This is a genomic window from Herbaspirillum chlorophenolicum (assembly GCF_001189955.1).
Lineage (GTDB): Bacteria > Pseudomonadota > Gammaproteobacteria > Burkholderiales > Burkholderiaceae_D > Herbaspirillum > Herbaspirillum chlorophenolicum.
The window spans coordinates 90,460-116,463 of record NZ_LFLT01000009.1 but is presented as its reverse complement, the minus strand read 5'-3'; the positions used below and the strand labels follow the sequence as shown (position 1 = coordinate 116,463).

The window sequence follows — 26,004 nt, the reverse complement described above, 5'->3', positions numbered from 1 at the left end:
ACTAATGAAACAGGGCCAAGTCGGACAAGTAAGCCGCGTTGCCATGGTGCGGCGCGGGCTGTGCTTGCATCTGTATTCGCAGCATTCCGCAAACAGTGTTCAACCCGACCAGGAGGCCTACGATGAAAGTCGACGTTTACAAACGCCCGGACAGCGACGGACTGTTTTCCTATTTAGTCATCCCGCATCAAAAGCCATTGCCGGAGGAGGTCACCAATACCGATTGGCAGATGCATGAACGGGACGTCAATTTCGAGCGCGACGGACGGCGGCATTTCACGCTGCAGTCGGAAGACGCATTCGTACAGATCAGCCAAAAGGGCTATGCCATCACCCATTTGAGCGACCGCGCCGGCGATGGCGCTTCATGATGCCGCGCGCTGCGGTGTGCCTGTAGCACAATGCAACATGAACCAAAGGAGGAAACCGTCATGCCAACCGAACACATGGGCGACTACGATATCGAGTACTCGGGCGTACGCGTGATCGGCGGCGAAGAGTGGGTGGCCAATGTGGCCATCTTTGGGCCGTCGCACAATCCCATGCACCGCAATCCGGTGTTCCCGTCGCAACGGGTGCTGGCCGACCAGACCTTCGGCGATGAAAAATCGGCCGAGCAGGGGGCCTTGCAGGTAGCGCATGAGCTGCTGGAATGCAGCCGGCACGCGGGGCGGCACCACTGATCCGATGCCGCTGGCGCCCGTTGCGCGCCAGCGGCATCGGGCCAGCCCAGCCATCATGACGCCGGCAGAGCAATGGCGCAGGCGCGGTGGCATGGAAATCGCATAGGGAAAGACGCGCACCCGACGCAAAGGCCGACGCATACAGTTGGCCGCTTTTCACCATAAAATGTCGGGCATCGCGATTTTTCAAATTAACGCCCCGACCCTATGAAGCCGCCACTGCTCGTCCTGATCCACCTCTCCGATTCCAGTTTCGCTACCATCAGCGAACACTACGACATCCTCTACGCCCCCGACAAGCAACGCCGCGCCGACATGATCGCCGGTCCGGCCAAGCACGTTGCGGTGGTGCTGACCAATGGCGGCACCGGGCTGACCGCCGACGAGATGCGCGCCTTGCCGCGCCTGCAACTGGTGTGCGCGTTCGGCGCCGGCTATGAAAACGTCGACGTTGCCCACGCCGAGTCGGCCGGCATCGACATCGCCACCGGCGCCGGCACCAACGAGGACTGTGTGGCCGACCATGCGATGGGTCTCCTGCTGGCCACCGTACGCCATATCCCGGCGCTGGACCAGACCACCCGCGCCGGGGGCTGGCGCGACAGCCTGCCGCTGCAGCCCCAGGTGACAGGCAAGCGCCTGGGTATCGTCGGCCTGGGCAACATCGGCAAGAAGATCGCCCGCCGTGCCGCGGGCTTCGACATCGACGTCGGCTATTGCAACCGCAAGAAGCGCGACGACGTCGATTTCCACTATTTCCCGGACGTGGCGCAACTGGCCGCCTGGGCCGATTTCATCATCATCGCCGCGCCGGGCGGGGCCGATACCAAACACCTGGTGTCCGAGCGCGTGATCAATGAGCTGGGCCCCCAAGGCTACCTGGTCAACATCGGCCGCGGCAGCATCGTCGATACCGCCGCGCTGGCGGCCGCCTTGCGCGAGGGCCGCCTGGCCGGCGCAGGGCTGGATGTCTACGAGAGCGAACCGAAGCCGCCGCAGGAGCTGATCGGCTTGTCCAATGTGGTGCTGACGCCGCACATCGCCGGCTGGTCGCCGGAATCGATCGATGCTTCCGTGCAACAGTTCCTGCGCAACTGCGAAGAGCATTTCGCTGCCGCCGAGCCGGTGGTACGGGCCTGAGCAGGGATTTTGCGGGGCTTTTGAGGGCCGGAAGGCGCCTCAAGGCTGCCCAAGGCTGGTAATATCTGCGGCCACCGGATCGTGCGGGGACGCGTTCCGGCTTTCATTCATTTCAAACGCTGACAGCAATACAGAGAGAGCCAAGCACCATGGATCTGCCATCTCACCAACTCACCATGACGGTCCTGATGACGCCCGACATGGCCAATTTCGCCGGCAATGTGCACGGGGGCACCATCCTGAAGCTGCTGGACCAGGTCGCCTATGCCTGCGCCAGCCGCTACGCGGGCCAGTATGTGGTGACCCTTTCGGTTGACCAGGTGATGTTCCGCCAGCCCATCCATGTGGGTGAACTGGTGACTTTCCTGGCCAGCGTCAATCACACCGGCACTTCGTCGATGGAGATTGGCGTGAAGGTGGTGGCGGAGAATATCCGTACCCAGGAAACGCGCCACGTCAACAGCTGCTTCTTGACCATGGTAGCCGTGGACGACCAGCGCAAGCCGATCGCGGTGCCGCCGCTGCGGCCGTTCTCCCAGGAAGAGAAGCGCCGCTTCGAAGCGGCGGTGCTGCGCAAGTCGCTGCGCAAGGAACTGGAGCGCCGCTTTGAGGAAGCCAAGCCGGGCTGATGGTTGACCACCTTGGGCATCGTCGTGCACCAAAGAAAAACGGGATAGCAAGCTATCCCGTTTTTTTATTGCGCTTTGCGGCTGGCTCAGGTGAGCTCAATGGTTACCGTGCCCAGCGGTCCCAGGTCAGCCAGGATGCGTTGGCCGGCGCGTACCGACAATGGCACGATGGTCGAGCCGCTGGCGACGATCTGGCCTTCTGCCAGCGTCAGCCCATGCTGGGATAGTTCGTTGGCCAGCCAGGTCAGCGCGATGCGCGGGTCGCCGAGTACTTGGGCGCCGCTGCCGTCGCGCTGTTCGCCGCCGCTGATGCGGCCGAAGGTCTGGAGCGCGGCCAGGTCGAGCGAGCGCCAGTCGATGCTGGCCGGCGCGCCCAGTACGAATTGGTCGGCGCAGGTGTTATCGGCGATCAACTGGGCGGCGCCAACCTGCTTGAAGTTGTCGTAACGGGTATCGGGGAGCTCGATGGCGGGGTAGACCGAGCCCACCGCATCAATCACTTCGTCTTGCGAGTAAGGCGCGGTGCGCGGCGGCAAGGATTTGCGCATGCGGAAGGCGACTTCCACCTCGATCACGCTCATCAGGCTGTTTCCCAGCGAGATGACGGCGCCGTCGCGATGTACGCGTTCGGCCAGCAGGCGGCCGGCCAGTGGCGCATCGATATTAAGCAACTGCTGGCCACCGGGGCCGGTGGCGCCGATCTTCCATCCGGCTAGCGGCGCAAAACTGTGCGCTTCCAGCCGTGCCTGGATGGCGTAGGCTTCCGCGCGGTCGGTCGGACGCAGTTCCTGCGGCAACTGTTCGATGCGGCGTCCATGCGCCCAGCAGTCCCATAGCAGGTCGGAGGCCTGCTGGCGTTGTGATTCAGTCAGCACGTACATTTCCCCTTATTGTTGATTGTGGCGATGGCAGCGTAATGCCGATGTTGCGGCTCAGGCCATCATCGGCCCCAGCGTGCCGATAGCGATGGTCAGCAGGCCGAGGCACAGATTGATGCTCACCAGCACGCGGATCTGGCGCAGGGCGCGTGAGGCGCGGTCCCAGTCCTGCTGGGCGGCGGCCAGTTTCAGGCGGCGGAACGGCGCGAAGAATATGTGGCCGAAAATCAGCATCATCAGGATGCCGATGCCGGCCATTGCGTGGACATAGGGCGGCGCGTGGCCACCCATCAGCAGCATCATGTGCAGGCCGCTGCCCAGCACCAGCGCAATGGAAATCCATACCCAGATGAAGAAGCCGCCCAGCGTCGCCGCCATCAGCACCAGGCGCTGCGGCGGCTGCAACACTGCCAGCGCCGGACGCAGCGCCATGTGGGCGAAGAACATGCCGCCGACCCAGATGGTCAGGCCAAGCAGATGGAAAAATTTCGCAATCAGCATTTCAATCCCGTCAGGTAAGAAGCGATTCGCACATTGTCGCATGACAGTGCGCCCGGCGTCGTTTCGCCGGATGGAGAGCGGGATGCCTGTGGTAATGTCATGCTGGAATGGCAAGGCCGTATCGCGTCATTCTTTAGCAATACGGTGACGATCATCGGGAACAGGGAAGGACATGACAATACTCAGCGCAATCAATATCTACCCGATCAAGTCCTGCGGCGGCATCGCCCTGGAGCAGGCGAGCATCGGCCCGCTCGGGCTGGCGCTGGACCGCCACTGGATGGTGGTGGACGGCGCAGGAGAATTCCTGACGCAACGCAGCCATGCGCGCATGGCCTGCATCACTCCCCGTTTCGTGGACGGCGCGATGCTGCTGTCCGCCCCAGGCATGCCCGAACTGCAGCTGGCGGCCGCCGGTGAAGATGGCGCAAGCGTTCAAGTGCAGGTGTGGAAGGACCGCATTGCCGCACTGGACCAGGGCGAACGCGCCCGCCAGTGGTTTTCCGCCTATCTGGAAACCGATGCCCGCCTGGTGCGCTTCGACCCGAATGAAGCGCGCGCCTGCAGCGAACGCTGGACTGGCGAGCACCGTGCGACGACGCAATTTTCCGACGGTTATCCGCTGCTGGTAATCGGCCAGGCATCGCTGGACGACCTGAATGCGCGGCTGGGCGCCAAGGGCGCGCCCGCGTTGCCGATGGAGCGTTTTCGCCCCAATCTGGTGATAGAAGGGCTGGAGGCTTACGAGGAAGACTTCATCGATACCATCACCCTGGAGGATGGCGATGGCGGCGCGGTGGAGCTCAAGCTGGTGAAGCCCTGCGCACGTTGCCCGATGCCGGGAATCGACCAGCGCACCGGCCTGCGCGATCCGCAATGGCCGGACGAGCCGCTGGATACGCTGGCAACCTATCGTGCCAATCCGCGTGTGGATGGCGGCTTGACCTTCGGCCAGAATGCCATCGTCATCGGCGGTGTCGGCGGCACCATACGCGCAGGGCAGGCGTGTGGCTGGGAATTGAATTTCTGAGCCGAAGGCAGGCTGGCAGTTGGAAGTAGGCGCGAAACCTGCTTAGGCATCTGCAAGCGCTGGCAGCGCGGCATGAAACGGGATGGCGCAAGGGCACGGTGACGGGCTCCGATCACTCGGCAGCCGCCGGAGCGAACCGGTATCGGATCGAAAAGGGAAAAGAAAAAGGAAAGGGACAGGGAATGAGGAAGAGGTTCTTGGTTGGCGCCGTCATGCTGGGAATGGCGGCGCTGGGCATGCTGCCCGCATCCGGGCAGGCGGGTGAAAGGACTGTGGTGATCGGCCTGGCGGCGCCGATGAGCGGATTGTCGGGGAGTACCGGCATCAGCCTGGAACACGCGGCGCAATTGGCGATAGACGACCTCAACGAGACGCCGCCGGTGATCGGTGGTGACAAAATCACCTTCAAGCTGTTGCCGCAGGATGACCGTGCCGACCCGCGTACCGGGGAGCTGATCGCCGAATACCTGGTCAAGAGCAAGGTGGCCGCCGTGGTGGGCCACTGGAACAGCGGTGTCGGCATTCCTGCTTCCAGGATCTATGCCGCTGCCGGAATACCGCATGTGTCGCCGGCAGTGACTTCGCCGACCTATACGCAGCAGGGTTTCCCGACTGCCTTTCGCATCGTCCCGCATGACGGCGATGGCGCGCGCCATACCGCGGAATATGTGGTCAGGGAAATGAAGGCCAGGAATATCGTCGTCATCGATGACCGTACGGTTTTCGGCGCCGGCTATGCGGCCGAGTTCAAGAAAAGCGTAGCCGCACTCAATGCCAAGGTCGTCGCGCATTACACGGTCAGCAGCAAGAGCTCGACCTTCAACCACATCCTGCCGGCTGCGCGCAGCCTCAATCCCGATGTCGTCTTTTTTGCCGGCATCGACGCGCAGGCGGCCCAGCTGGTGAGCGAACTCCGCCGTTTGCAGATCACGGCGCCGCTGGTGGGCATCGGGGGCATGGTCGGTCCCACTTTCCTCAGGCTGGCCGGGCCGGCGGCCGAAGGCACCATCGTACTGGAGCCGGGGCCGCCGTCTTACAAAGGGGCGCAATGGACCCGTTTCGAGAGCGCATGGAAGGCCCGGTACAAGGAAGACATTTACCTTTACGCTCCCTTTGCTTACGACGCCGTGCGCACCATTGCCGCTGCCATGCGCGATGCCAACTCGGTGGACACCGACAAGGTGACGACGGAACTGCACAAGATACGTTATCGGGGCATCACCGGGGCCATCTCCTTCGACAAGGACGGGAACCTGCGCGATCCGGTCTTTACGCTCTACGAAGCCAAAGGCGGCCGTTGGCGAGTGATCAAGACGATAGAGGACAAGAGCTGAGCCCGTCAAAAGCGGCCGGCCCATGAAAAAACGCACCGTAAAGACGGTGCGTTTTTTATTTGCCGCGCCAGGTGCAGCGCGGCGCGCCCTGTAGCATGCGCTTACTTCTTGGGGCGGCCGACCTTCAGCGGCGTCAGGCTGCTGAGGATGTCCTTCAGGTCAGCGATCTTCAGGTTCTTGATCAGCGACACGCCGATACGCAGCAGGTCGCTCTTCTTGATCTCGACGCCAACCTTCAGGCAAGACTTCTTGACTTGCGCCAGCACCGCATACTCGTTTTCCGGCATGGTGAAGCTGTCGCGCACTTGCTTGACCTTCTTCGGCTTGGCAGCCTTTTTCTCGGCCTTGGTCGGTGCGGCAGGCTTCTGCGCGGGCTTGGCCGGCACGGCTACAGGCTTCTTGGGTGCAGGTACTGCGGCCTTTGCCGCAGCGGCAGGCGCCTTGGGAGCAGGGGCTGCAGCTTTTGGCGCGGCCTTCGCGGCCGGGCGCGCTGCCGGCTTGGCGGCAGGCTTTCTTACGGCCGGCTTGGCTGCAGGTGCAGCCTTGGCTACGGGCTTTTTCTTTGCGGTTGTTGCTGCTTGAACTCTGGTTGCCATGAACCCTCCTCTGAAAATTAATATAAACAATATATATTGTTTGGGCCGCTGTCGCAATCCGGGCGGCAGCATGTGAACGATTCCATCATGTTTTGCTTGTGTTGCAAACGTTTACATAGTGTATTTCTGTGTTGAAAAAAGACAAATAGATGGAAAGAAGAGGTCGCCACCCAGCGGGACTGGAAAGAAAGGCCCGGGAACACGGGCAGAAAAGAAGCAGATCAGTGCCATGCCGGCGATCCTAGCAAGCTCAGGTTAAAGCTTTGTGACAACGCAGGAAAACAATTTACGTCGGAGCGGCCGGCAAGGCAGGCCCGGAGCGGCGGCGGGGCGAGGGAAAATAAAAAAGCAGCCCGGCCGCGAACGGCTGGACTGCCCAAAGGACTTGGTACTCTACGGGAGGCTTACATGAAACGGCGGGTTGCTGCCGGCTTGCTGTCGCTAGCCGCAGGCAGCGGGCGGCGCTGTTGCGCCGCGGCGGGTTCGAATTCCTGGCTTTCGCCGTTCTTGGCGACGGCAACCTTCAACTGGGCGGTTTGCTGAAGATCATGCTCGGTTTTGAAGTCGCGCAGGAAATGCGCGAAGTCGCTGCCGATTTCCTTGTGCTTGATCCCCATGGCCACGGCGGCTTTCAGGTAGCCCAGCTTGGAGCCGCAATCGAAGCGCCGGCCTTCGTAGCGATATGCCAGGATCTGTTCCGCCGCCAGCAGGGCCGAGATCGCATCGGTGAGCTGGAGCTCCCCGCCGGCGCCGGTGGTGATGTTTTCCAGGTGTTCGAAGATCGCCGGTGTCAGCACATAGCGGCCGACCACGGCCAGGGTGGAGGGGGCGGTGTCGGGCGTCGGTTTTTCGACGATGCCGCTGAGCTGTTCCAGCCGGTCGCGGTACCGGGTGCCGCTGACGATGCCGTATTGGCGGGTATCCTGGCGCGGCACGTCCTGCACGGCCAGCAGGCTCTTGCCTTCGCGTTCGAACATGTCGGCCATCTGCGCCATGACATTTTTCTGGCCGGCGTCGATATCCATGAAATCGTCGGCCAGCAGTACGGCGAAGGGCTCGTTGCCCACCAGCGGCTTGGCCAGCAGCACCGCATGGCCCAGGCCCAGCGGTTCAGCCTGACGCACGTAAGCGCAATTGATATGTTTGGGGATCACGTTCCTGATGGTTTCCAGCAGCTTGAGCTTGCCGGCGGCCTCCAGTTCGCTCTCCAGCTCGTAGGCCTTGTCGAAATGGTCTTCGATGGCGCGCTTGTTGCGGCCGGTGACGAAGATCATGTCGGTGATGCCCGCTTCGACGGCTTCTTCGACAGCGTACTGGATCAATGGTTTGTCGACGATAGGCAGCATTTCCTTGGGTTGCGCCTTGGTGGCGGGCAAGAAACGGCTGCCCAGACCGGCGACAGGAAAGACTGCTTTGGTGATTTTTGTCATGGTAGACCCAAGTAGAGGTTGATTGATGGACGTGGCGTCCTCACCCATTGCTGCGCAGGCTCCAGGCCTGTTTCTTTTCGGTCGTTTTCAATCTCAGGTAGGCCAGGCAGCCGTGGAACAGCGGCGCCGCACCGGGAAAGGCCTGGCTCAGCAAGCCGGTGGCCATATCCAGCAGGGCGCTCCCGGCGTGCAAGCGGTGCTTTCCGGGAACCGGCGCAAGCCGGTCATCGAACGTGATGCGGCGTTCAAGGTTGCCTTCATTGAGCAATTCAAGCACCGATGCCAGTTGCGGAGCCTTGATCGAAATCTGGCGCAGCAGTTGCATCGACTCCTGCGCATGCGCCGCCATGTCGTCACGCTCAGTTTGTCCCGCGGCTGCAGTGCTTTCGCGGACGGGAAAGGTCTGTGAGTGTTCCGGGCATAGTTGGGGGGTATGCATGGCGTCGTGGCTTTCGGTCTGTACCTGCGATTGTCGTGAAGCGGTTGGGTAAGGCAGGGCAGTTGTCTGGCGCCCGGCCGGATTGCCGGTTGCCAATCCCGCTTTTCGTGTTTGACGCAAGCTTAAAAAAAGCCCCGGATGCCAGCTATAGGAAACCCGCTTTTTGAGATGTAGGAAAACAGGAGGAAAACACCGCACCGATCTATACGCTGCGTATGGGCCACGGCAGCCGGGCTTGTCCTACAAGAAAATGGGCCGCTGTCCGATAGCTGGAGGGGAAGCGGCTCCCTATCATTACCTCATCTGTCGCTACCGTCTGTACGGCGTCAGCCGCGAGAAGTCCCATCCACAACATCAAACGAAAGGGAACATCATGGATCATGGAATCATTGCCTGGCTCATCATCGGGGCCGTTGCCGGCTGGCTGGCCGGCGTGCTGGTGAAGGGCGGCGGCTTCGGCTTGCTGGCCGATATCCTGATCGGCATCGTCGGCGCCGTGATCGGCGGCTGGTTGGCCGGATTGCTGGGCATTGCCGTCGGCGGCGGCATTCTGGCATCGATCATCACTGCCACGCTGGGCGCGATCATCTTGCTCGTTATCGTCAGGGCCTTTTCCAGGCGCGCTTGAGTCTGCACCGTTAGAAAAAAAACAGAAAAACGCCCGATGCCTGTGCATCGGGTGTGTTTTTCTGTTTTGTCCGATACGGCAAGCTTGCCCTACAATGCCGTCTCGACAGCTTTACGGTTGTGCATGAGGAGCATTGAGCACACCGTGCCTGCCAATACGCCTGACCTTGTTTCCATCCATCAAGAAAAAGCATCTCCATGAGTAGCGCCAATCCACTGGCCGGCAAACGCGCGGCACCATCGGCACTGGTTAACCTGCCAGTCCTGCTCTCCAATTACTACAGCCTGCGCCCCGATATGGGCGAGGCCACCCACCGGGTTGCCTTCGGCACGTCCGGGCATCGCGGCAATGCCAATGCCCACAGCTTCAATGAGTGGCATGTGCTGGCCATCACCCAGGCCATCTGCGACTACCGCAATGGGCAGGGTTTCACCGGCCCGCTGTTTCTGGGCATCGATACGCACGCCTTGTCCGAGCCGGCCTGGCATAGCGCGCTGGAAGTACTGGCCGGCAACGAAGTGGTGACCATGCTGGCCGAGGGCAGCCCTTATGCGCCTACGCCTGCGGTATCGCACGCGATCCTGGCGCACAATCGGCTTAACCGGTCGGCCCTGGCCGACGGCATCGTCATCACGCCTTCGCACAACCCGCCGGACAATGGCGGCTTCAAGTACAACATGCCCAACGGCGGCCCGGCGGATTCCGATGTCACGGGATGGGTCGAGAAGCGCGCCAACGCCTATCTGGAGAAGCGCCTGGAAGGCGTCAAACGCCTGAGCTTCGAGAAGGCGCTCAAGGCGGGCACCACGCGCCGCTACGACTATCTCGACAGCTATGTCAGCGACCTGCCCAATATCATCGACCTGGCGGCGATCTCCGGCGCCAATGTCCGGATCGGCGTCGACCCGCTGGGCGGCGCCGGCGTGCATTACTGGTCGGCCATCGCCGACCGCTACAAGCTCAACCTGGAGGTGGTCAATACCGAGGTCGACCCCACTTTCCGCTTCGTGCCGCAGGACTGGGATGCGCAGATCCGCATGGACCCGTCTTCGCCGTACGCGATGACCGAACTGATCGCGTTGAAGGAGCGCTTCGACGTCGCGTTGGCCTGCGATACCGACCACGACCGCCACGGCATCATCGCCAGGAGCACGGGCTTGCTGCCCGCCAACAATTATCTCGCCGTCGCCGTCTATTACCTGTTCAGCCACCGCCCCGCATGGCGCGCCGGCGCGGCGGTCGGCAAGACCCTGGTGTCGAGCCAGATGATCAACCGTGTGGCCGCCCATCTCGGCCGCAAGCTGCTGGAAATGCCGGTCGGCTTCAAGTGGTTCGTCGATGGCCTGTATGACGGCAGCATCGCCTTCGGCTGCGAGGAGAGCGCGGGCGCCTCCTTCGTGCGCTTCGACGGCCAGCCCTGGAGCACCGACAAGGACGGCATTACCGCAGCCTTGCTCGCCGCCGAAATGACGGCGCGCACCGGCAACGATCCGGGCCAGATCTACCAGGAACTGACGCAGCAACTCGGCGCGCCGCTCAACGGCCGTATCGAAGCCGCTGCCACGCCGGAGCAGAAGGCGCGCCTGTCCAGGCTTTCGCCCGACGATGTCAGCTCGACCGAACTGGCCGGCGAGACCATCCGCGAAGTGCTGACGACCGCACCGGCGAACGGCAAGCCCTTCGGCGGCCTCAAGATCGTCACCGACAGCGGCTGGTTCGCCGCGCGCCCGTCCGGCACCGAAAACATCTACAAGATCTACGGCGAAAGCTTCCGCGACCAGGCGCATCTGGACAAGATCTTCGCCGAGGCGCAGGAGATCGTGACGCGTGCACTGAAGGCAGGCTGAGCGAGCATCTTCGCTTGCCCGCGAACGCCGGTTGCCGCAGGGTAACCGGCGTTTTTTCTTCCGGACTTCCTACATGCGAATTCTCCAATGTCCTGTTGCCTGACCGTGGCCGCATCCATAGGATGGTGGGATACATTGAGGCAGGAGGGCTGGAGATGAACAAGCGCATGCCACCGGGCGCGCAAGCTGCCGCCGCAAGCCACGCCAGAGACAAGCGTTTCGGCGGCAATTGTGCGCTGACCGGCAAGCACAAGCTGCCGGTGCCGGAGAGCGACGAGCCGCAAGCGGTGGAACCTGACGGTACCGAAGACCCCGGCGCCAGCGCCGACGATGGGTTGATGTCCGGTCAAGGCAAGAATTAAGCCTTCGGCGTATTGTTCACCTGAACTCTGACTGCGCACCTGGAGACAGCCATGCACAAGCCTCAAGATGTCCCGCCGGTGGAGGTTCCACCCCTGGACCCGACGCCGCCGCAGGACCCGATTCCCCACCAGCATCCCAGCCGGCAATGAGCCATGCCGCCGGTCGATGCGCAGCAGGAGGAGCAGTTTGAAAACCGCTTTGCATACACCGCAGGAAACGCCGCCGATTCCCGATCCGCATTTGCCGCCGCCAGAATTGCCCGACGACGACCCGATTCCGGTCGAGGATCCGCCGCTCAACCCGCGTCCTTCGGACAAACCTATCCGCATGCAGTAAAAAATGAAGGCGGCCTTGCGGCATGAGGTGCATTATTGGGAGCAATGCTGGTTTCGTATAGAGGAGCTTGTCATGCATCAACCGGATTCCCTCATCCCCCATTTCGCCCGGATGCTTACGGCGGGTATCGGCTGGGCCATTGCCATGCCGGTGGTGCCGGCGCATCCGGCAGCGCCTGCCGACCGGGATCGCCGGCGTAGCCACAGCGCACACGAACCCGCGGTGAAACAAGCCTCGTCCGACAATGAGATCGGCCGCGGGATCATCGAGGACGATGCCCGCAAACTGGCCGCGCAAAACAAGACAGTGCGCAAAAACGAACGCGACAAGCAAGCGCGCAAGCTGGAGGCGGAAATGGACCAGGCGCTGGCCGATACCTTTCCGGCCAGCGATCCCATCGACCGCTCGTCAGGGCCTTGATGCCGCTGATTGCCGCCGATGTTTCCTTGTTGGCAAGATGGGGCGCCCGTATCCGGTTGCCCTGAGAAGGCCCGGACTTTATACTGCGCGGCGTAGCATCGCTTCAGGTGTTCGGCGCGCAACAGGGGGCACCAAGCCACTGAGCTGAAGCGAATTCAAGGTTGCATCGCGGAGGGCGATCGTACTTGCAGCTTCCACCATTGCAGTTGAAATCCATCAGGCCGGCATGCACCGGCCGATTTGCCGTATGCGAGACGGATTCACGGACTGGGCGATTTTTCGGCATATGTGCCGGCCGCAGCCGTATTTCCGTTACTGGCTCCCGATGCCTTTTCCTGAACGGCGCTCCCACTCCATACCTATTCATCGCACATGGCGAGCGCCGGTTCGATTCTGGCGCGATTCATTCCTCCGAGAGCAAGGTGGCGTATCGCGCACGAACAATCATGCGGCCGCTGATGTGCATACCTGCTTCCATTGGATGAAATGATGTTCGAAGACCGCTGGCAAGGGGAACCCATATGAACGCGACGCAATCGCGGCGCATCCTGATCTTTGGCGGGGCGCGCTCCGGCAAGAGCGCCTATGCCGAGAAACAGGCGCTGGAAGCGACCCAGTCCGGCGCGGACGAGATCGTCTTCATCGCCACTGCCGATCGCACCGCCAGCGCGGCCGACGCCGAGATGGCCGCGCGCATCGCCCACCATCGCCAGCGCCGCCAGGAGCAGGCCGGCCCTTGGCGCACAGTGGAGGAGCCGCTGGCGCTGGGCGAAGCGTTGCGCGCCAACAGCCGTGCCGGCAACGTGGTGCTGGTCGATTGCCTGACGGTGTGGCTGTCCAACCTGCTGTTCGCGGAAGGTTATGTATTTCCCGAGCTGGGGCCGATCGAAGCACCGGCCGCCTTTGCGCTGCAGCGCGAGGACTTCCTGCGCGCACTGCAGGAGGCGCAGGGGACGGTCATCCTGGTGTCCAACGAAGTGGGCATGGGTATCGTGCCGCAGGGCGCGGTATCGCGCTGGTTCGTCGACGAGGCCGGGCGCCTGAACCAGTCGGTGGCGGCGATCTGCGAGCGGGTGCAATGGGTGGCCGCGGGCCTGCCCCTGAACTTCAAGGACGCATCGTGCTGAGCGGCTTGTCCTGGCCCTGGCTGGCCTTGCTGATGGCAGCGGGGCTGGTGCTCGACCTGGTGCTGGGCGAGGCGCGCCGCTGGCATCCGCTGGTCGGTTTCGGCAGCCTGGCCAAGCGTATCGAAGGCGCGCTCAACCAGGCGCCTGCATCGCGCCTGCGCGGCATCCTTGCGTGGGCGCTGGCGGTGCTGCCGGGCGTGGCGCTGGCGGCCTGGATCATCCATCTGGCGCCGTGGTGGCTGGCTTGCCTGTTGCATGCGGCGCTGCTGTATTTCTGCATCGGCCTGCGCAGCCTGCGCGATCACACGCTGCCGATTGCGCTCGCGCTGGCGCGCGGCGACCTGGCGGCAGCGCGTGTACTGACTTCCTATATCGTCAGCCGCGATACGCGCCAATCGAATGAAACCGACCTCGCCAAGGCCGGCGTCGAATCGCTGCTGGAGAACGGCAACGATGCCGTGTTCGGCACGCTGTTCTGGTTCCTGGTCGCGGGCGGGCCGGGCGCCTTGTTGTTCCGGTTGGCCAACACACTGGATGCGATGTGGGGCTACCGTAATGAACGCTTTCTCCATTTCGGCTGGGCCGCGGCACGCATCGACGATGTGCTCAACTGGATTCCGGCCCGGCTGACCGCATGGTCTTACGCCTGGCTTGGCAACCGCGCCCAGGCGCTGGCATGCTGGAAGGAGCAGGCGCCGGCCTGGAGCAGCCCGAACGCCGGGCCGGTGATGGCGGCCGGCGCCGGCGCGCTCTGCGTGGCGCTGGGCGGCCCTGCGGTGTATGACGGCGAAGTCGAACAGCGGCCGCCGCTGGGCTGCGGCAAGCCGGCCGAGGGTGCAGACATTGTCCGCGCCTGGCGTCTGGTGGCGCAGGCAGCCTTGCTGTGGCTAGCCATCGTGGGCGCACTAGCGTTGTTTTCCTTCGGAGTCTTCCATGCTTGAACTGGAGCAGGCGCTGCAGCAATGGAGCGCCGATGGCCGCTGAATTTCCCTTCCATACCCTGATGATCCAGGGCACCACTTCGGATGCCGGCAAGAGCACGCTGGCCGCCGCACTGTGTCGCCTGCTCAGGCGCGACGGCATTGCAGTGGCACCGTTCAAGCCGCAGAACATGGCCTTGAACAGCGCGGTCACCGCCGACGGCGGCGAGATCGGCCGGGCCCAGGCGCTGCAGGCACAGGCCGCCGGCATCGCCCCGCATACCGACATGAACCCGGTGCTACTCAAACCTTCCAGCGACACCGGCGCGCAAGTGATCGTGCATGGCAAGGTGCGCGCCGACATGAGCGCGCGCGACTACCACCGCTACAAGACCGAGGCGATGCAGGCAGTGCTGGAGTCCTACCATCGTCTGCGCAAGCGGTACCAGGCCATCATCGTCGAAGGCGCCGGCAGCCCGGCCGAGATCAACCTGCGCGCGCGCGACATCGCCAACATGGGCTTTGCCGAGGCGGTCGATTGCCCGGTGATCATCGTCGCCGACATCGACCGCGGCGGTGTGTTCGCACACCTGACCGGCACGCTGGATTGCCTCTCCGAGAGCGAGCGTGCGCGCGTGGTGGGCTTTGTCATCAACCGCTTCCGCGGTGACATCAGCCTGCTGCAACCAGGGCTGGACTGGCTGGAACAGCGCACCGGCAAGCCGGTGCTGGCGGTGCTGCCTTATCTGCATGGCCTGCACCTCGATGCGGAAGATGCAATCGCCTCATCGCAGAGCGCGCGCGGGCAATTCCGGGTAGTGGTGCCGGTGCTGCCGCGCATCAGCAACCACACCGATTTCGACGCATTGCGCGCGCATCCGGATGTCGATTTGCAATTCATCGGGTCGGGCAGCCCCATTCCTCCTGCCGACCTGATCATCCTGCCGGGCAGCAAGAATACCCGCGGCGACCTGGCATGGCTGCAGCAGCAAGGCTGGCCCGTTGCGATCCGCAAGCACCTGCGCTACGGCGGCAAGCTGATCGGCATTTGCGGCGGTTTCCAGATGCTGGGCGAGAGCGTGGACGACCCGCATGGCGTGGAAGGTGCGCCGGGCAGCACGCCCGGATTGGGCCTGCTGCCCATGCGTACCGGGCTCACGCGCGACAAGCGGCTGCAGCAGGTCAGCGGCCGCTGCGCTTTCGGCGCAGGCGAGGCGAGCGTGAGCGGCTACGAAATCCACATGGGCGTGTCGGAAGGTGCGGCCTTGCAGCGCCCGGCCTTCGTCATTGACGGGCGCGGCGAAGGGGCCTTGTCGGAAGATGGGCAGATCCTCGGCAGCTACCTGCACGGCATGTTCGATACGCCGCAGGCGTTTTCGGCGCTGCTGTCATGGGCCGGGCTGGATGGCGTCGGGACGGTCGACCTGGATGCGCTGCGTGAAGGGAGCCTGGATCGGCTGGCCGATGCGACGCTGCCTTTGTACGAGGCCTTGAAGAAGCTGGAGTCCCGTTTCGGGCGGTGAGGAAAGTCCCGGTGCATGGCCGGGACGGGGTGCAGCGCTGGTGGCGTCAGTTAAGCGCTTCCTTGGCCGCTTCTTCAGGCGTCAGGCCGTCGTAGAACAGGTCGGTGAACCATTCCACTTGTTCTTCGATGTGTTCCTGGGCCTGGTCGAGCGTGGCGCCGCCTTTGACCAGGAACTGTTCGACTTCGGTGCACCATTGGATCAGGGCTTCGGTTTCCGGATCCAGTTTCTCTTTCTTGGGCATGATGTTTCCTTACTTCGGTAGTGTTGTCCGGATGGTTCGGCAAGGATATGCCAAAGCGGACAAACGTGTTGGAGTAATGGGCCCAGCCCATCGCTCCCTATTCCAGCATCGCATCCAGTCCGGCCGACAATTCCTTCATCGCCGGCATCGCGCGTTCGGCCTTGTCCTGCACGTGCCCGACCAGCAGCGGCATCCAGTCCGGCTCCACCTCGAGTTTCCTGGCGACTTGCGCCGGATAGCTGGCGCGCGCGGCTTCATCGTCGAGCTTGAGCACATCCACGCGCGCGGCCCATGCGCCCAGATGTACCCAGCCGGCGGCGCGGTCGAGCTTGCCCGTGCCCAGCGGCTCAGGCACGTCGCGCAGCGCGGCGGCCAGCGCGTCGGGGAAGTTCCAGATCCTGGCCAGTTCGGCCGACACGTCGGCGTAGTGGAAGCCCCAGCGTTCCTTTTCCCGGTCGGCGCGGGAGGCGTCGAGTACGTTGACCTGCTTGTCCAGCGGCGCCACTTCCGATGCGGCCACGGCGTGCAATTGCAATTGGCCGATGCCATGCATCATGCCGATCGTGAACACGGCGTCGCCGTTGTCCTCGCCGTGGATGCCGGCATGCATGGCCAGCCAGCGCGCGGCGCAGGCCGTGTAGAGGTTGTAGCGCCAGAACTGCGGCAGGTCCATTCCCTTGGTGTTCTTGAAGGCGGCCACCATGCCGTTGCCCAGCACCAGGTTGCGCACCATCACGAAACCCAGCATGCGCAATGCGTCATCCACCGTGCCGACGGTGCGCGAGACATGGAAGAAGGCGGAGTTGGCCAGCCGCAGCAGCTTGGCCGAGAGCGCCGGGTCGGCGGCGATCTGGCGCGCGATATCGGCGGCGGAGACATCTTCCGAGTTGAAGCTGGCGATCAACTGCTGGACTACCTTGGGGACGGTCGGCAGCTTGCCGGGTTGGTCGACCAGGCCGTGAAGCTCCATGAAGATTCCTCCGCGCAATTGTTTTTTATCAATATGGGGAAATGCGGTTTCATTGTCGCAGAGATCATGCGATTTGAAGCGCCATTTCTCCGTATGATGAAGGCAATCGAGCGTTCCTGGGAGGGAGCATGGCAAGCCGCAAGAAACCCATCGACAGCAGCAGTGCGGAGGCGCCGGCCGGCATGGGCTGGGGAGACGTCAATGCCTATCTGACCGATTCCATGCAGCGTACCTTCCTGTTCCTCGACACGCTGTTGGATCGCGGCAACGATTACCTCGAACACCTGGAGCAGGGCACGCCGCCGCTGCTCAAGTTCGCCCATGAGATGGTGCTGGACGGCCACGATTTGCCGCAGCCTTGCAACTATGCCTTGCTGCGCCTGCAGCCGCCGCCGGGCTTGCCGGTCAATCCGCAAGCGCGGCCGGTGGTGGTGGTTGATCCGCGTGCCGGGCACGGGCCGGGCATTGGCGGCTTCAAGTTCGATTCCGAAGTGGGCATGGCGATGAAGGCCGGGCATACGGTCTATTTCGTGACCTTCCGCCCGGAGCCTGAGGACGGCCAGACGCTGACGACGGTGCTGGAGTCCGAGGCGCTGTTCCTGGAAGAGGTGATCCGCCGCCATCCGCAATGCAAGGCCAAGCCGGTGGTGATCGGCAATTGCCAGGCGGGCTGGGCGATGATGACGCTGGATGCGGTGCGCCCCGAATTGTTCGGCCCGCTGATGATGGTGGGCGCGCCTGCTTCCTACTGGGCCGGCAGCTCCAAGCTCAACCCGATGCGCTACAGCGGCGCCACGCTGGGCGGGACATGGCTGGCTTCGCTGGCGGCCGACCTTGGCGCCGATCGTTTCGATGGCGCTTACCTGGTCGAGAACTTCGAGAAACTCAATCCCGCCAATACGTTCTGGAGCAAGTACTACAACCTGTGGTCGTCGGTCGATACCGAGGCGGAGCGCTTCCTGGAATTCGAACGCTGGTGGGGCGGCTTCTTCCGCATGACCGGGGCCGAAATCGAGTCGATTACCGAGAACCTGTTCGTGGGCAACAAGCTGGCGCGCGGCGAACTGGAGATCAAGGGCAAGCAGGTCAATCTGCGCAACATCACGGCGCCTGTCGTGGTGTTCGCTTCGTGGGGCGACAACATCACGCCGCCGCCGCAGGCGCTGAACTGGATCATCGATGCCTGGGGCGACGAGCGCGCCATCGCCGCCGCCGGACGCACCATCGTTTATGTGCTGCATGAGAGCGTGGGCCATCTCGGCATTTTCGTCGGCGGTTCGGTGGCGCTGAAGGAGCATGACCAGCTGGTGAGCTCGCTGGACGTGATCGAGAGCCTGCCGCCCGGCCTCTACGAAATGAAGCTCGATGCCAAAGATGCCAGGGAGACCCGGCGCTGGGACGAGCTGGAGCCGGGCGACTACACCGTGCATTACGAGCACCGCACGATGGACGATATCCGCAAGCTCAATCCTGAAGGGCGCGAGGAGGAGGCGGTGTTTTCCACCATCAGCCAGTGGTCGGAGATCAACGCGAACCTGTACAAGACCTGGCTGCGGCCGTGGGTCAGGATGGTTTCTTCGCGCGAGAGCGCCAACACGCTGATGAAATTGAGTCCGCTGCGCATGCAGCGCCAGTTGTTCTCGGACGCCCATCCGGCTGCCGCCTTCATCCGCCAGCAGGCCGCCCAGGCAAGAACCGCCCGTGCCGAGGTAGGGGAAGACCATCCGCTCAAGCAGTTCGAGCGCCGGATGGCCCAGCGCATCACCGATGAATTGAATGTCTTTCGCGATCAGCGCGATGCCCGCACGGTGCGCATGACCAACCAGTTGTTCGGCCCTAATGGCTTGGGCGCCTGGTTGCCGCCGCGCGAACCCGATGCCGAGGCAGCGCACCGCCGCGCTTTGAAGGAGCTGGGCGAGTATCGCGATGCAGTGCTCGGCAGCATCGCCGACGGCGGCTTTGCCGAAGCGGTATGCCGCATCGTGATCGCCGGCATGGTATCGGTCGGCGCTTTCGAGCGCCGCAGCCTGCGCCTGGCGCGTTTGCTGGCGCAATTGCCGCGGATGCATGCCAGCGTCTCGCCGCAGACCAATTGGGTACAGCTGCTCAAGGAGCAGGCGCGCATCGCAGCGGTGGCGCCGGTCGAGGCGCTCAACGCGCTGGAGCAGATGCTGCCCGACACGGCTACCCGCGAACGCGCATTGGCAGTGTCGGCGGCGGTGATGATGATCGAGCCGACGCTGGCCAATCCGCGCTCGGAGATCATCGAATTCCTGATCGGCACGCTGGGTGTGGACCCGGACAAGGTCATCGTCCTGGCGCGCAAGCTGACTTCGGCCATCGGTGAGCATCCGGAGGAAATCAAGACGCCGGCGAAAAGAAGCAGGGCGGCAACGCCTGGGAAGGCGGCCGCCGGAAAGCCGGCCGTGGAAAAAACAGCGGGAAAAGGGAAAGTACCTGCGGGGAAAGCCCCCGCGCCGCGTACCCGGAAGAAGGCCTGATGGCCAGGTGAGGCGACCGGGGCGGTGCTGAACGGTGCGTGGCCCCGAGTTTCGTCAGGGCCACGGCGATGGGAAATCCGATTGTTTTATCGTCCCCGGTTCAGGGCCGCTCGCCTGTTTTTAGGCGCGCCTCGATTTGCGCGACTACCTCTGGCAAATCCGCCACCGAATCAATCACGTAATGGGCGCCCGCAGCGCGCAGCTTCTCTTCTGCCTGTACCTTGAGTGCCGCCACCTCGGCAGGCTCAAGCGCGGCCAATTGCTGCCGGGTGTATCCGACCTCATTGCCGGACAGCGACACCCCCACGCTCCACATGCCGGCGCGGATGCCTTCCTCGATGCCGGGGACGGTATCGTCGACCTTGATGCAGCCGGCCACGTCACCGATCTTTAGCGCCAATACGTTGGCCAGCGCCATGTAGGGGCCCGGGCGGCCGCCGGCTTGCAGTTCGTCGCCGGCGACTACGTGGTCGGGGGCAATGCCGTCTTTGGCGGCCAGCGGCAGCAGCACATTGAGCACCTCGCGCGGGTAGCCCGAGCAGGAGCCGACCTTCAGGCCGCGTCCACGCAGCCAGGCGAGCATCTGTGCAGCGCCGTCGATGGGTTGCGAATACTCCCCGACCTTGGCGATCTGCATCGGCATGAAGCGCGCGTAGATGGCGTCGACATCCTTGTCGGTCGGCGCACGGCCGGTGTAGCGCTGCCATTGGTTGGCGATGGCCTGGTCGTCCAGCAGCGTGCGGATGTGCTGCCACTTGGACAGGCCCATCGGGCCGCGCGCCTGTTGCAGCGTGATGTCGATGTCGAAGCTCTTGAAGGCGTCGACGAAGATCTGGGTCGGCGCCAGCGAGCCGAAGTCGACCAGGGTGCCGGCCCAGTCGAAGATGACGGCTTCGAGGGCGATGGGGGATTTGTTTGCAGTGGACATGGAAACTCCTTTATCGATGAATCTGTTTCAGTGGATGGCGGCGATGAAATTGCGTCCGCGCGGGCCTTGCAGGGCGCGCTGTACCAGCGCGTCCCAGGCATCGGCGATGCCGTAGTGGGCGGGGTCGATCGACACGCCCAGGTTTTCCAGGAAGCCCGACAGGCGGGCGACGGCGCCGTCCTTGTCGGCGGCGCCGAAGATCTGCAGCAGCAGGGTGTCGACCTGGGCATCGCGGTCGAAGGCCAGGCGCATCACGTGCGGCAGCGAAAACGAACAGGCGATGCCATGCGCCACGCCGTGGTGCAGCGTGATGTCGTAGGACAGCGAGTGCGCCAGCGCGGTCTTGGTGTTGGAGAACGCCAGCCCGGCCTGCAGCGCAGCGACCGCCATGCGTTCGCGCAGGGCCAGGTCGGTGGGCTTGCGCATCAGCAGCGGCAGTGTGGCGACGATCTCGCGCGCGGCGGTCGCAGCCAGACTGGACGAGACCGGATTGCGGTTGACGTTCCAGATCGCTTCCAGTGCGTGCGACAGCGCATCCAGGCCGCTGGCCAGGGTGGCGCCGGGCGGCAGGCTCAGCATCAGCTTGGGATCGATGATGGCGGCTTCGGGCCAGGTCCAGTCGCGGTGCAGCGAATATTTGCTGCCGGCGGCGGCGTCCCAGAGTGTGGCCCAGGGCGTGACTTCACTGCCGGTGCCTGCGGTGGTGGGGATGGCGATCAGCGCCTTGGTGCGGCCAGCCGACAGCGGCGTGCCGTCACGCAGGTGCGCCAGCAATTCATCGAAGCGGCCTGAAGGCGTGGGCGCCAGCATGGCCTTGGCGCAATCGATGACGCTGCCGCCGCCGAAGGCAACCACGCATTCGGCATCGGCATGTTCCGACCAGACGCGCTCATGCATGGCAGACAGCCAACTGACGTCGGGATTGGGTTGCACGGCATTCTCGATGCCGGCCAGTTGCCGGCCGAGCAGGTTGGCGATGTATTGCTCCAGGCCCAGCGCGGCGGCCTCCGGGAAGGTCACCAGCAGGGCGCGGCGCCCGGCCAGCAGCGCGGGCAATTGCGCCAGGCTGCCGCTGCCGGCATGGATGGATACCGGGTTGTGATAGGTCCACATAAGCTTGTTTCCGGGGTTCTCAAATGGGGTGGTTCAATGGACGCGGCCGTCCTGGATCAGTTGGCGCAGGCGGCTGGAGAGGGTGTCGGCGGCCACCACCATCAGCGTCACCACGACGATGCAGGTGGCGGTGTCCTGGTACTTGAACAGCTTCAGGCTGTTGACCAGTTCGAAGCCCAGCCCGCCGGCGCCGACCATGCCGAGCACGGTGGCCTGGCGCAGGTTGACCTCGAATCGGTACAGCACGGTGGCGATCCAGGCCGTGATGACCTGCGGCAGCACGCCGAACGCGATCACCTGCAGCGGACGGGCGCCGGTGGCGCGCAGGGCTTCCAGCGGACCGTCGTCGATCTCCTCGATACTCTCGGCGAAGAACTTGCCGACCATCCCCACGCCATGCAGCGCCAATGCCAGTACGCCGGGGAAGGGCCCCAGGCCCACCGCCGAGACGAACACCAGCGCCAGGATCAGCTCGTTGATGCTGCGCGTGACATTGAGCAACTGGCGCACACCCTGGTACACGACACGGTTGCGGTTCAGGTTGCGGGCAGCGAGGAAGGATACCGGGATGGCGCCCAGCACGCCCAGCAGCGTACCCCACAGCGCGATCTGCACGGTTTCGATGGCCGGGTTGAGCAGGTTGCCGAGGATGTTCCAGTTGGGCGGGAAGGAGCGGCTGAGGAAATCGCCGATCTGCGGCAAGCCGTTGGCCAGTTCGCTCCAGGAGAGCTGCGTGCCTTGCGCGCTCCAGGCCAGTACGAAGGCGGCCAGCGCGACGGCCCCTACGCACAGCAGCCAGGAACGCAGGTTCAGCGGGCGCGGGCCGGTCCAGATGTAGTCGTGGTAGCTGCCGCGCGCCTGGGCAGATTGCATGGGCGTATTCATCACAGGGCTCCTTGCACGGCCAGTTCCGGCGCCGGCTGGCGGGCGGCGGCAGGTTCCGGGCTCTGGAGCTGGTCCAGGCCGGCATAGATCAGGTTGAGGTGCGACTCGCGCAGTTCGTCGCCGCGGCCGTCGAACACCAGCTTGCCGCCGGCCAGGCCGACGATGCGGTCGCCGAATTCACGGGCGTAGTCGACCTGGTGCAGGTTGCACACCACGGTGATGCCCAGTTCGCGGCAGGCCGCGCGCAGGTATTGCAGCACCAGGCGCGAGGTCTTGGGATCGAGGCTGGCCACCGGCTCGTCGGCCAGGATCACCTGCGGCCGCTGCGCCAGGGCGCGCGCGATGCCCACGCGCTGGCGCTGGCCGCCGGAGAGGGCGTCGGTGCGCTCATGCGCCTTGTGGTCGAGTTCGACCCGGCGCAGGCAGTCCATCGCCAGCGCCACATCCTGCCGCGAGAATAGCTGCAGGATGGACGCCAGCGAAGACACCTGGCCGAGGCGGCCGGTCAGTACGTTTTTCAGCACCGACAGGCGCGGCACCACGTTGTGGTGCTGGAAGATCATGGCCACATTGCGGCGCAGCTTGCGTACGTTGCGCGCTTCGGTGGCGTCGTATCCGGCCGCCACCAGTTCGCCGGAAGTCGGTGCGACCAGGCCGTTGATACAGCGCAGCAGGGTCGACTTGCCGGCGCCCGAGGGGCCCAGCACCACCAGGAACTCGCCGGCGGCGACATCGAGGTCGATGCCGCGCAGCACGGCATTGCTGCCGTATTGCTTGGTGAGCGAACGGATCTTGATCATTTCATCGCCTTCAGGTCGAGATTGAGGATCTTGGCGGTGTCGCGCACGACGTTGTAGGCGGCGTCGGTGGTGGGCACGAAGCCGTTGAGCATGCCCTGGTCGCCCCATTGCACGTCCTTGATGTTGGCGAAGGCGGCGGCGATCTTTTGCTTCAACGCCGGATCGAGGTCGCGGCGCCAGACCATCGGCGACTCGGGAATGTCGGGCGAGGTCCACACTACGTTCAGGTCGGACTGCTGCACCACGCCCTTGGCGACGGCGGCGGCCAGGATGCGGTCGGCCACCGCGGCGGCATCGACCTTCTTGTTGGCCACTGCCAGGATGCTGGCGTCATGCGAGCCGGAGAAGATCACCCGCGAGAAGTATTTGTTGGGATCGATGTTGAGCTTTTGCAGGCCGGCGCTGGGGAACAGGTGGCCGGAGGCGGACGACGGATCGACGAAGGCCATGGTGCGCCCCTTCAGTTGCTCCAGGTTCTGGATGCCGCTGTCCTTGCGGGCGATGATCAGGCTCTTGTAGTAGCTCTTGCCGCTCTTCTTGGTTTCGGCCACCGAAAAGGCCTCGACGTTGGCGACCGAGCTGGCCAGCACGTAGGAGAAGGGGCCGAGGTAGGCCACGTCCAGCTTCTTGGCGCGCAGCGCTTCGATGATGCCGTTGTAGTCGGTGGCGATGAAGGGCTTGACGGGCATGCCGAGCTGCTTTTGCAGGCTGTCGATGACGGCCTTGCTGTTTTCCAGCATGGCCTGCGAGTCTTCGGCCGGGATCAGTCCCACGGTCAGGGGCTGTACGGCCAGCACCGGCTGGCTCAGCAGCGATGCGGTCAGGGCGCCCAGGCAGAGGGCGAGGAGGGAGCGTCGTTTCATGTTCTATCCTTAATCTTGTGGCGCGGTCGGCGCCGCCCAAGTGCCGGGCAGCGGTATGCATTCAGGTATGGCAGGGCTTCCAGTCCGGACAAGGCACAGATTAAAGAGGCTTTATGACGGCTGTGTTATCGATATAATCGAAAAAAATGCTTTCAACTATTGATCAAGGCTATAGATGACTCCTTCGCAACTACGCGCTTTCCTGGCGGTGGCCCGCCACCGCGGCTTTTCCGCCGCGGCACGTGTGCTGGGCGTGAGCCAGCCGACCCTGACCACCCAGGTGCAATTGCTGGAGCGCGAACACAATGTCGAGCTGTTCTTTCGCCGTGGACGCCGGCTGGACCTTTCCGAGACTGCGCAGCGCCTGCTGCCGATCGCGCAGAACATTGCCGAGCTGGAGCTGGATGCGCTGAACCTGCTGGTCAATTCTGGTGCGCTGCATGTCGGCCACTTGCGCATCGGCGCGGTCGGGCCGTTCCACGTGATCGAGATGGTGGATGCCTACCGGGCGCGTTATCCCAAGGTCGAGCTATCGATCAAGCTGGGCAATTCGGCGCAGTCGCTGGCCGACCTGGAGAACTACGTCACCGATGTGGCGGTACTGGCCAGCTTCACCGACGATGCGCGTTTTTTTGCGGTGCCTTATGCCGACCATGCGGTGGTGCTGTTCGCGCACCGCAGCCATCCCTTTTACAAACGCGAATCGGTTGCGCTTTCCGAGCTGGCCGACCAGCCGATGCTGATGCGCGAGCAGGGCTCGACCACGCGCCTGGCGCTGGAAAAAGTCTTGCAGGACGCCGGCGTGGCGCCGCAGGTGGTGATGGAGATCGGCAGCCGCGAAGCGCTGCGCGAGGCGGTGGCGCGCGGACTTGGGCTGGGCACGGTGTCGGAGGCCGAGTTCGTGCCGGACCCGCGTTTTCGCATGGTGCGCATCGAGGGCGATCCGGTCAGCACGCACACTTATGTGTATTGCCTGGCCGAGCGACGCGAGGGGCGGCTGGTCGGTTCCTTCATGAAGATCGCGGCGCGCGGCTGAGCGTGTCCCCTGCCTGAAACAGGCCTTTCGCTTATCATTACGGTTTGTCCAAATTTGCAAGCCATCGGAGACCGAACGTGATCAAGCATATCGTGATGTGGAAGTTGAAAGAACAAGCCGAAGGCGCCGACCGCGCGACCAACATCGTCAAGATGAAGGCACTGCTCGATAGCTGTGCCAACGTGGTGCCCGGCATCCTGAAGTTCGAGGCGGTGGTGGCCCAGCCCGGCCTGGAAGCGACTTACGACGTGGTGCTGTACTCCGAGTTCGAATCGCGCGCGGCGCTGGATGCTTACCAGGAGCATCCCGACCATGTCGCCATCAAGCCTTTCATCGGTGCGGTGCGTGAAGGGCGTCAGTGCATGGATTACGAGATCTGACCGGCAAGACGATGAACCTTGCCTTGACCGATGTTTTCCCGCAGGGGAATCCTTATTTGCAGGAACTCGGTGTGGAAGTGCTGGAATACGGCGACGACCGCGCCGTGATGGCGCTGCGCCTGAAGCCGGAATTCATGAACAGCTGGCAGGTGGCCCAGGGCGGCATCTCGATGACGCTGATGGATGTGGCGATGGGCCTGTCGGCGCGCGCCGGCGTGCCGGATGCGAAGTCGTCGGCCACGGTGGAGATGAGCAGCAGCTTCCTGCAGCCGGCTGGCCACGCGGGCGAGACCATCGTCGCGCGCGGGCATACCTATCACCGTTCGACCACCATGTGCTTCTGCCAGGCCGAGCTGTGGAATGGCGACAAGCTGGTGGCCAAGGCCATGGGCACCTTCAAGCTGATCCGCCGGCTCGACATTTCCAGGAAGCTCGACCATGAATAACGAAGCAAGCAATC

Annotated in this window: 30 protein-coding genes; 18 read left to right on the top strand and 12 right to left on the bottom strand. The window is 63.7% G+C overall.

Going from position 1 to position 26,004, the window contains the following annotated elements:
- The first annotated feature begins 122 nt into the window (after positions 1 to 122).
- The 4 genes from AKL28_RS08350 (at position 123) to AKL28_RS08335 (ending at position 2,452) form a co-directional block, all read left to right on the top strand.
- On the top strand, positions 123 to 371 hold the full coding sequence (locus AKL28_RS08350) for a DUF6139 family protein (RefSeq protein ID WP_050467656.1): 249 nt from the start codon (positions 123 to 125) through the stop codon (positions 369 to 371).
- Between the two features lie 60 nt (positions 372 to 431).
- Positions 432 to 683, top strand: coding sequence for a hypothetical protein (locus AKL28_RS08345; RefSeq protein WP_050467655.1), 252 nt, complete (start codon positions 432 to 434; stop codon positions 681 to 683).
- A 207-nt stretch (positions 684 to 890) separates the two neighbouring features.
- Positions 891 to 1,823, top strand: a complete 933-nt coding sequence (locus AKL28_RS08340) for a 2-hydroxyacid dehydrogenase (protein WP_050467654.1) — start codon at positions 891 to 893, stop codon at positions 1,821 to 1,823.
- 149 nt (positions 1,824 to 1,972) lie between these two features.
- Complete coding sequence (locus AKL28_RS08335) at positions 1,973 to 2,452, top strand: acyl-CoA thioesterase (RefSeq protein WP_050467653.1); 480 nt, start codon at positions 1,973 to 1,975, stop codon at positions 2,450 to 2,452.
- A gap of 86 nt (positions 2,453 to 2,538) precedes the next feature.
- Here the strand turns inward: AKL28_RS08335 and AKL28_RS08330 are convergent, their stop codons facing one another.
- Positions 2,539 to 3,333: a 2-keto-4-pentenoate hydratase gene (locus tag AKL28_RS08330; RefSeq protein WP_231602371.1), complete on the bottom strand. Its 795-nt coding sequence runs from the start codon at positions 3,331 to 3,333 to the stop codon at positions 2,539 to 2,541.
- A gap of 51 nt (positions 3,334 to 3,384) precedes the next feature.
- Entirely contained in the window at positions 3,385 to 3,831 is a 447-nt protein-coding gene (locus tag AKL28_RS08325; RefSeq protein WP_050467652.1) for a CopD family protein, read from the bottom strand.
- A 172-nt stretch (positions 3,832 to 4,003) separates the two neighbouring features.
- On the opposite strand from AKL28_RS08325, the gene AKL28_RS08320 reads away from it, so the two are divergent.
- Both AKL28_RS08320 and AKL28_RS08315 read left to right on the top strand, forming a co-directional pair.
- Positions 4,004 to 4,861, top strand: coding sequence for an MOSC domain-containing protein (locus tag AKL28_RS08320; RefSeq protein WP_050467651.1), 858 nt, complete (start codon positions 4,004 to 4,006; stop codon positions 4,859 to 4,861).
- A gap of 182 nt (positions 4,862 to 5,043) precedes the next feature.
- Entirely contained in the window at positions 5,044 to 6,195 is a 1,152-nt protein-coding gene (locus tag AKL28_RS08315; protein ID WP_050467650.1) for a branched-chain amino acid ABC transporter substrate-binding protein, read from the top strand.
- Positions 6,196 to 6,296: 101 nt separating this feature from the next.
- Here AKL28_RS08315 and AKL28_RS08310 read toward each other — a convergent pair whose 3' ends face one another.
- The 3 genes from AKL28_RS08310 to AKL28_RS08300 all read right to left on the bottom strand — a co-directional run bounded on the left by AKL28_RS08310 (position 6,297) and on the right by AKL28_RS08300 (position 8,660).
- Positions 6,297 to 6,791 carry a hypothetical protein gene (locus AKL28_RS08310; protein ID WP_050467649.1) on the bottom strand — a complete coding sequence of 165 codons (495 nt, stop codon included), beginning with the start codon at positions 6,789 to 6,791 and terminating at the stop codon, positions 6,297 to 6,299.
- A 404-nt stretch (positions 6,792 to 7,195) separates the two neighbouring features.
- Complete coding sequence (galU, locus tag AKL28_RS08305) at positions 7,196 to 8,221, bottom strand: UTP--glucose-1-phosphate uridylyltransferase GalU (protein ID WP_050467648.1); 1,026 nt, start codon at positions 8,219 to 8,221, stop codon at positions 7,196 to 7,198.
- Between the two features lie 40 nt (positions 8,222 to 8,261).
- On the bottom strand, positions 8,262 to 8,660 hold the full coding sequence (locus tag AKL28_RS08300) for a hypothetical protein (RefSeq protein WP_156226270.1): 399 nt from the start codon (positions 8,658 to 8,660) through the stop codon (positions 8,262 to 8,264).
- 373 nt (positions 8,661 to 9,033) lie between these two features.
- Between AKL28_RS08300 and AKL28_RS08295 the strand changes: the two genes are divergently transcribed.
- The 8 genes from AKL28_RS08295 (at position 9,034) to AKL28_RS08265 (ending at position 15,824) form a co-directional block, all read left to right on the top strand.
- On the top strand, positions 9,034 to 9,288 hold the full coding sequence (locus AKL28_RS08295) for a GlsB/YeaQ/YmgE family stress response membrane protein (protein ID WP_050467646.1): 255 nt from the start codon (positions 9,034 to 9,036) through the stop codon (positions 9,286 to 9,288).
- Positions 9,289 to 9,485: 197 nt separating this feature from the next.
- Positions 9,486 to 11,135: a phosphoglucomutase (alpha-D-glucose-1,6-bisphosphate-dependent) gene (gene pgm / locus AKL28_RS08290; RefSeq protein WP_050467645.1), complete on the top strand. Its 1,650-nt coding sequence runs from the start codon at positions 9,486 to 9,488 to the stop codon at positions 11,133 to 11,135.
- A gap of 155 nt (positions 11,136 to 11,290) precedes the next feature.
- Positions 11,291 to 11,497, top strand: coding sequence for a hypothetical protein (locus AKL28_RS24815; protein WP_050467644.1), 207 nt, complete (start codon positions 11,291 to 11,293; stop codon positions 11,495 to 11,497).
- Between the two features lie 187 nt (positions 11,498 to 11,684).
- Positions 11,685 to 11,834 carry a hypothetical protein gene (locus AKL28_RS24810; RefSeq protein WP_169801829.1) on the top strand — a complete coding sequence of 50 codons (150 nt, stop codon included), beginning with the start codon at positions 11,685 to 11,687 and terminating at the stop codon, positions 11,832 to 11,834.
- A 3-nt stretch (positions 11,835 to 11,837) separates the two neighbouring features.
- Positions 11,838 to 12,254 (top strand): hypothetical protein, encoded by a 417-nt coding sequence (locus AKL28_RS08280; RefSeq protein WP_156226269.1) that lies wholly within the window; start codon positions 11,838 to 11,840, stop codon positions 12,252 to 12,254.
- 521 nt (positions 12,255 to 12,775) lie between these two features.
- Entirely contained in the window at positions 12,776 to 13,381 is a 606-nt protein-coding gene (gene cobU / locus AKL28_RS08275) for a bifunctional adenosylcobinamide kinase/adenosylcobinamide-phosphate guanylyltransferase (RefSeq protein WP_050467642.1), read from the top strand.
- Positions 13,375 to 14,322, top strand: coding sequence for an adenosylcobinamide-phosphate synthase CbiB (gene cbiB, locus AKL28_RS08270; protein WP_050467641.1), 948 nt, complete (start codon positions 13,375 to 13,377; stop codon positions 14,320 to 14,322). Before cobU ends, cbiB begins: the two co-directional genes overlap by 7 nt.
- A gap of 32 nt (positions 14,323 to 14,354) precedes the next feature.
- Positions 14,355 to 15,824, top strand: coding sequence for a cobyric acid synthase (locus AKL28_RS08265; RefSeq protein WP_050467640.1), 1,470 nt, complete (start codon positions 14,355 to 14,357; stop codon positions 15,822 to 15,824).
- A 46-nt stretch (positions 15,825 to 15,870) separates the two neighbouring features.
- Here the strand turns inward: AKL28_RS08265 and AKL28_RS08260 are convergent, their stop codons facing one another.
- Positions 15,871 to 16,068, bottom strand: coding sequence for a hypothetical protein (locus AKL28_RS08260; protein WP_050467639.1), 198 nt, complete (start codon positions 16,066 to 16,068; stop codon positions 15,871 to 15,873).
- A 97-nt stretch (positions 16,069 to 16,165) separates the two neighbouring features.
- Entirely contained in the window at positions 16,166 to 17,038 is an 873-nt protein-coding gene (locus AKL28_RS08255; protein WP_050467638.1) for an HDOD domain-containing protein, read from the bottom strand.
- Positions 17,039 to 17,166: 128 nt separating this feature from the next.
- Between AKL28_RS08255 and AKL28_RS08250 the strand changes: the two genes are divergently transcribed.
- The gene (locus tag AKL28_RS08250) at positions 17,167 to 19,539 is read left to right on the top strand and encodes a DUF3141 domain-containing protein (RefSeq protein ID WP_050467637.1); all 2,373 of its coding nucleotides are present in this window, start codon (positions 17,167 to 17,169) and stop codon (positions 19,537 to 19,539) included.
- Positions 19,540 to 19,639: 100 nt separating this feature from the next.
- Here the strand turns inward: AKL28_RS08250 and phnX are convergent, their stop codons facing one another.
- The 5 genes from phnX to phnD are packed head-to-tail and all read right to left on the bottom strand — an operon-like array spanning position 19,640 to position 24,128.
- On the bottom strand, positions 19,640 to 20,467 hold the full coding sequence (phnX, locus tag AKL28_RS08245) for a phosphonoacetaldehyde hydrolase (protein WP_050467636.1): 828 nt from the start codon (positions 20,465 to 20,467) through the stop codon (positions 19,640 to 19,642).
- 27 nt (positions 20,468 to 20,494) lie between these two features.
- Entirely contained in the window at positions 20,495 to 21,580 is a 1,086-nt protein-coding gene (gene psrA / locus AKL28_RS08240; RefSeq protein WP_050467635.1) for an iron-containing alcohol dehydrogenase PsrA, read from the bottom strand.
- 33 nt (positions 21,581 to 21,613) lie between these two features.
- Positions 21,614 to 22,465, bottom strand: coding sequence for a phosphonate ABC transporter, permease protein PhnE (gene phnE / locus AKL28_RS08235; protein ID WP_050467634.1), 852 nt, complete (start codon positions 22,463 to 22,465; stop codon positions 21,614 to 21,616).
- Complete coding sequence (gene phnC / locus AKL28_RS08230; RefSeq protein WP_050467633.1) at positions 22,465 to 23,265, bottom strand: phosphonate ABC transporter ATP-binding protein; 801 nt, start codon at positions 23,263 to 23,265, stop codon at positions 22,465 to 22,467. Before phnC ends, phnE begins: the two co-directional genes overlap by 1 nt.
- Positions 23,262 to 24,128 (bottom strand): phosphonate ABC transporter substrate-binding protein, encoded by an 867-nt coding sequence (gene phnD / locus AKL28_RS08225; RefSeq protein ID WP_082221414.1) that lies wholly within the window; start codon positions 24,126 to 24,128, stop codon positions 23,262 to 23,264. Before phnD ends, phnC begins: the two co-directional genes overlap by 4 nt.
- A 175-nt stretch (positions 24,129 to 24,303) precedes the next feature.
- Here phnD and AKL28_RS08220 point away from each other — a divergent pair, with 175 nt between their 5' ends.
- The 3 genes from AKL28_RS08220 (at position 24,304) to AKL28_RS08210 (ending at position 25,990) form a co-directional block, all read left to right on the top strand.
- On the top strand, positions 24,304 to 25,164 hold the full coding sequence (locus AKL28_RS08220; RefSeq protein ID WP_050467632.1) for a LysR substrate-binding domain-containing protein: 861 nt from the start codon (positions 24,304 to 24,306) through the stop codon (positions 25,162 to 25,164).
- Between the two features lie 77 nt (positions 25,165 to 25,241).
- Positions 25,242 to 25,544, top strand: coding sequence for a Dabb family protein (locus AKL28_RS08215; protein ID WP_050467631.1), 303 nt, complete (start codon positions 25,242 to 25,244; stop codon positions 25,542 to 25,544).
- Between the two features lie 11 nt (positions 25,545 to 25,555).
- Complete coding sequence (locus AKL28_RS08210; RefSeq protein WP_050467630.1) at positions 25,556 to 25,990, top strand: PaaI family thioesterase; 435 nt, start codon at positions 25,556 to 25,558, stop codon at positions 25,988 to 25,990.
- The last annotated feature ends 14 nt before the right edge of the window (positions 25,991 to 26,004 follow it).